This is a genomic window from Microcystis sp. M53603_WE2 (genome assembly GCF_030065435.1).
Map to the genome: position 1 here is coordinate 1 of NZ_JASJFF010000706.1, position 5,448 is coordinate 5,448.

Annotated in this window: 4 protein-coding genes; 2 read left to right on the top strand and 2 right to left on the bottom strand. The window is 41.8% G+C overall.

The features are described 5' to 3' along the window. The first annotated feature begins 270 nt into the window (after positions 1-270). Complete coding sequence (locus PX481_RS15185; RefSeq protein ID WP_002763860.1) at positions 271-840, top strand: TIGR04376 family protein; 570 nt, start codon at positions 271-273, stop codon at positions 838-840. Between the two features lie 134 nt (positions 841-974). After that, positions 975-2,696, top strand: a complete 1,722-nt coding sequence (gene lysS, locus PX481_RS15190; protein WP_288094886.1) for a lysine--tRNA ligase — start codon at positions 975-977, stop codon at positions 2,694-2,696. Positions 2,697-2,902: 206 nt separating this feature from the next. Here lysS and PX481_RS15195 read toward each other — a convergent pair whose 3' ends face one another. Together PX481_RS15195 and PX481_RS15200 are read right to left on the bottom strand one after the other, a co-directional pair. Beyond that, on the bottom strand, positions 2,903-4,549 hold the full coding sequence (locus PX481_RS15195; RefSeq protein ID WP_288094887.1) for a DUF3685 domain-containing protein: 1,647 nt from the start codon (positions 4,547-4,549) through the stop codon (positions 2,903-2,905). Positions 4,550-4,607: 58 nt separating this feature from the next. Further along, on the bottom strand, positions 4,608-5,048 hold the full coding sequence (locus PX481_RS15200; protein ID WP_002798934.1) for a Fur family transcriptional regulator: 441 nt from the start codon (positions 5,046-5,048) through the stop codon (positions 4,608-4,610). Positions 5,049-5,448: the final 400 nt, after the last annotated feature.

The window sequence follows — 5,448 nt, forward strand, 5'->3', positions numbered from 1 at the left end:
CTTGTTGGATAAGGCTTTTAGACTTTTTTGACCTCAAAAAGTGCCGACCATTGGAGGGATCGGGGGTAAAATTCCTGGACTTTTTCCCTGAAAATTAGGTAACTGACTACCTCAAAATCGGTAAAACCCTACACCCCACACCCTGCCCCCAGGAAAAACTTTTTCAGCAGACCCCATTTAAATCTAGGGTTGATCTAGCCTATGCTAAAAAGAGGGGGATTAAAATCGATCGCTCCTAGACTTTAATTGCAAATTTAGGATACTGCACAGATGGGCAATCTATTTGATGATGTCAGTCGCTTTCTTGAAACCCAACTGGAAGAATTTCTCAGAAGTCATCCCCAATTAGAATTACAGGCGCTGGTGGAACAACTGCGCGAACAGGAGCGCGATACTGCTAAACTAATTAGCGCCCTAGAAAATGAGCGTCAACGTCTCGAACAGCAAATTTTGGCCACTGCCCAAGATATCCAAACTTGGCACGCTAGAATTGATAAGGCTAAGGCCGCTGGACGGCAGGACTTGCTTAAGGCTGCTAGTGAACGCGAGGCGGCCCTCTTCCGTCAGGGTAATCAACTTTGGGGACGGATGGAAGGGGTGAAAAAACGTCTGACTCAATCCCAAGAGTTACTGCAACAAGTCCAACAACGTCGTCAAGAAGTGCAAATTAAAGCCGAAAAAGCCCCTAAAAATCAGTCCCCTGACTGGGAAACCACTTTTTGGGATCAACCCCAAGAATCGGACTATCAGCGCTCAAACTACGATAATCTCGATCTAAAATTTAAAGAATGGGAAATGGAAGAAGAATTGAAAAAATTAAAGCGAGAAATGGGACGATAATTTTTCAGTGAGCAGTGAACAGTAAACAGTAAACAGTAAACAGTAAACAGTAAACTGATAACTGATAACTGATAACTGATAACTGAAATCCCCAACACCTAAAAATTCCCCAGAATTGTTCCTCTTAGAAAACGATGGCATCTCAAGCACAAAATCCTGAAAATCAACCCTCCTCTACCCTCGAAGAAATCCGGTCCGCTCGTTTAGAAAAAGTGGCAGGATTGCAAAAAGCTGGCTTAAATCCCTACGCTTACCAGTGGAAATCCACCGCTCACGCTCAACAATTACAAGAGCAGTACGCTGACTTAGCACCGGGGGAAGAAATTAGCACAGAAGTAGCAATTGCTGGTCGGATTATTGCCCGAAGAATTATGGGTAAACTAGCCTTTTTTAACCTGCAAGATGAAACGGGAACGATTCAATTATACCTCGATAAAAAACGCATTAGTGAAACCATGGCCGCCGTGCCGAATGCCTTTAACACGGTAATTAAACTAACCGATACAGGCGATATTTTAGGGGCAAAAGGGACGATTAAACGCACAGAACGCGGCGAATTATCTATCTATGTAAACGAGTACGAAATTCTCACCAAATCCCTCTTACCTCTCCCAGATAAATGGCACGGTTTAACCGATGTAGAAAAACGTTATCGACAAAGATATGTGGATTTAATTGTTAATCCCGAAGTGCGACAAACTTTTCGCCGTCGCGCCCAAATTACCGCTGCCATTCGCAGATATTTAGACCAAGAAGGTTTTATTGAAATTGAAACTCCCGTGCTACAAAGTGAAGCGGGAGGAGCCGATGCTAGACCGTTTATCACCTATCATAATACGCTGGAGATGGAGTTATATCTCCGCATTGCCACCGAATTACATCTAAAAAGATTAATAGTCGGTGGTTTTGAAAAAGTCTTTGAGTTAGGCCGAATTTTTCGTAATGAAGGGGTTTCTACTAAACATAACCCCGAGTTTACTTCCATCGAAATCTATCAGGCCTATGCCGATTATTATGACATGATGGAGTTAACCGAAAACATTATTGTTAATGCTGCACAAGATGTTTTAGGTACGCTGAAAATCACCTATCAAGACAGGGAAATTGACCTAACTCCCCCTTGGCGACGAGTGACTATGCACGAATTAGTCCAAGAAATAACCGGGGTTGACTTGAATAGTTTTGAGGATTTCGAGTCGGCTCGTATTGCCGCAGAAAATGCCGGCATTGGCGTTCCAGAGGACTGTAAAACCATCGGTAAGCTCTTAAATGAAGCTTTTGAACAAAAAGTCGAAGAAACCCTAATACAGCCCACTTTTGTGCTAGATTTTCCCGTGGAAATTTCGCCTTTAGCTAAACCCCATCGCTCAAAAACTGACCTCGTGGAAAGATTTGAATTATATGTGGTTGGACGGGAATTAGCTAATAGTTTTTCTGAGTTAACCGATCCCATCGATCAACGGCAAAGATTAGAAGCACAGGCACTCAAAAAAGCGGCTGGAGATTTGGAAGCGCAGGGAGTTGATGAGGACTTTTTAACCGCTTTAGAATACGGAATGCCCCCCACGGGAGGCTTAGGAATTGGCATCGATCGCCTGATCATGTTATTAACCGATTCTGCCAGTATTCGCGATGTGATTGCTTTCCCCTTATTAAAAAGTCAAAGTACAGCGATTAAATCTTTTGACTACGATCAGGACAAAAAAATTCTGAAAGTGGAATTTAATCACGGTGGTATCTATCTTTATCATGATCTACCTTTGGCAGTATATAAAGACTTTCAGTCCGCACCATCGAAAGGACAGTTTTTTGTCGGACAAATTCGCGATAAATACAGTTTTGACAAGGAATTGTAAAAGTTACTGTCACTTCAGTTAAGTAGATAGGTGTTAAAAGTTGTCAGACACCCCCCTGATCAAGGGGGCAGGGTAGGGTTGATTCATGAATCAACCCTACTATGAATCAACCCTAGGGGCAGTGGGGATCAGAGGCAAAATCCATCTTCAATTTAATTATAACTACTTCAGTTATCAGTTATCAGTTATCAGTTATCAGTCATAATTCATGATCCCTTTTTACCTTTGACTTCCTGCCAAGTGTTACCGACTCCCTGTAAAACCCCGCGAACTACTAAACCAATACCGCGACCGATAACTTGGATAAGAATATAGACTACTCCCTTACCCACCACCCGAAAAAAAGCGCGTAAACGAGGAGATAAAGAGTCTCTTAATTCTAAGGCGATCGAAACTAACCAGGGTATGCCTGTTAAACTATTTAATTCTTCCTGTCGAGGGGAATAAATGGCTAGAGATTTGATTTGTCCCTCGCTATAGTGAAATAATTGATATTGACTTTCAAAGATATCTTTAGGTTCTTGCCAATATTGTTGCCGTCGGTATTTCCAAGATAATTCATTCCGGATTTTAGCTAATTTTCTGGCGATGAGAAATTCTGACCGGTAAAGTTTTTGTTTGATTCTTTCCGATTCCGAGAAGTTATTGAGAATAATTACCGTCACTGCATTGGCAATATTATGAATGAGATTTTGCAGCAGAATTTCGGCTCTGGCGATAGTTTCAGGAGCATTAGCCCGGTATTCTACTCCGTCAATAGTTAAACTATTTTCGTACACTAAATAGGAAAATAAGTCAAGAGCAAAAGGAATTTTATTGAGGATTTCTGTTTGAATTGCCTCTCTTTCTTCCAGAATAATTTCGTTAAGTCTGCCTTTACTAATTTCATCATAAACCGAGGCATTAATTTCTAAAAATTTACGGGTCACTTTCTCCCAGATATCGTAAATAATCAGATTTAAGCGACTGGTTAATTCCCCGCTGCTAATCTGTAAATATCTGATTTCATCGACATTTTTACGAATTTCATCGAGAACTAAATATAATAATTCCCGTTGCCGATTATCCTGTAAAACATCGATTTCAAAACTAATCTTTGTTCTATTAATTAAAGGCGATCGAATGACCGCTAAAGTGGACTCAAAAACCGCCGAAACACAGAGGGGACGCTCGCGGCTTAAAATTGGTAATTCTTGATCGATATTGTTAATTATTACCGAGGGTGTGACTGCAGCTGAATTGTAATAGCTACCCTCCAGGGGAATTAGTTTTCTCACTAGCCATAGGGCTGCTAAAAGTTCTCGTTTTCTCCCCTGCCAGTAAAAGCGATCAAAGCCGGATAAAGACTGTTGATTGAGATGGAGATCAATTAAATGTAATTCACTTTCGATGCGATTTAATCCCGTTTTGCCGGCACTGATTAACCAATGGCTAGGGGCTAAACTTGAACGAGTAGCAATGGTGAGAGCAGAAGGGGCAACATCCGGGGATTCATCCCGGGAAATTTGTCCTAAAATAGTGATAAATTGCTCTAGGTTTGTGCCTTTGGGAATATAACCGGCGATGCCTAATTCTCTGGCGATTAGTTGCTGTCGGGAGTCGAGAGGAAAGGTTAATAGAACAATTTTACTTTCAGGATAGCGAGAGTGGAGAATTTCACAGTAAGACCAATCAAAGAGAGGATCAATAATAATAATTTCGGGGGCCGGATTAAGAGTCAAAGCGAAAATTGTTTCTAAATCCCCTTCGGTGACGATACTAATATTTTCTATCCGCGACAGGGCCTGCACCAGACCCAAGCGGAAAATCGGGTCATTATCGATGATAATTAAGGTGAGAGGGCGATCGATCACAAGAGTTGCAGCCTGTCAACGGATACTATTCACAGGGTCAATTATACAGTTATCCGGCTCATTTATTTTGTTTATAGCCATAGAAATCGATGCGATAATCGGTAATTTTTACCCCCGTCGATGCCTCGACCTGTTTAATTAATTCTGGGGGAAGTTCGATATGCACATCGATGATTTGTTGGCTGTCCAGACAATTGACGTGACTGTGGGAATCGCTGATGTTACCGTAGAGTCTGCCGTCCCAGCGTTCCACAGATTCGATAATGCCTTGACCCGATAGGGCCTCTAGGTTTTGGTACACTGAGGTATGACCGATGTTTTTTCCTTGCAGATTGAGACGATCATAAATTTCTCGCGCTGATAGGTGTTCCTGCGCTTGCCACAGCAATTCTAAAATATAGCGACGCTGACGACTAACCCGCATTCCTAAAGTTTGACACCTTTCGATCGCATCTTCTAAACACCGGATCGGTTTTTGTTTTACCTCCAAATTGTCCATAGTTGTATCCGTTGACCTCCGCCCTAATACATAGTCATTACCAGTTTAGCTTAGTCTTTCGATCGATGTCCACATTGCGCCAGTTTTTAGCCCCTCTTCAAACTGAGATAAAAAATCAGCAGCGCCAGATTTGAGTAGATTTGCGGGCGAATGAGTGAAACCAACCACTCCAGACACAAAGGACACAAAGATCGATCGCTACTATATAAGTTACACCGATCACACAAAGAATAAGAGAACCAACCATTTACTTATCTATATCCCACATTCCGCACCCTAGTCGTTGAAATCAAAAGTTGCTCTAGCCCTTGTATAGTAAGACTTTTAGCGATTACTAAGAATTATGAAGTGTCACACTCTAGTTAGCGATCGCCAGCTTAATGAGAGTTTATCTCAATAA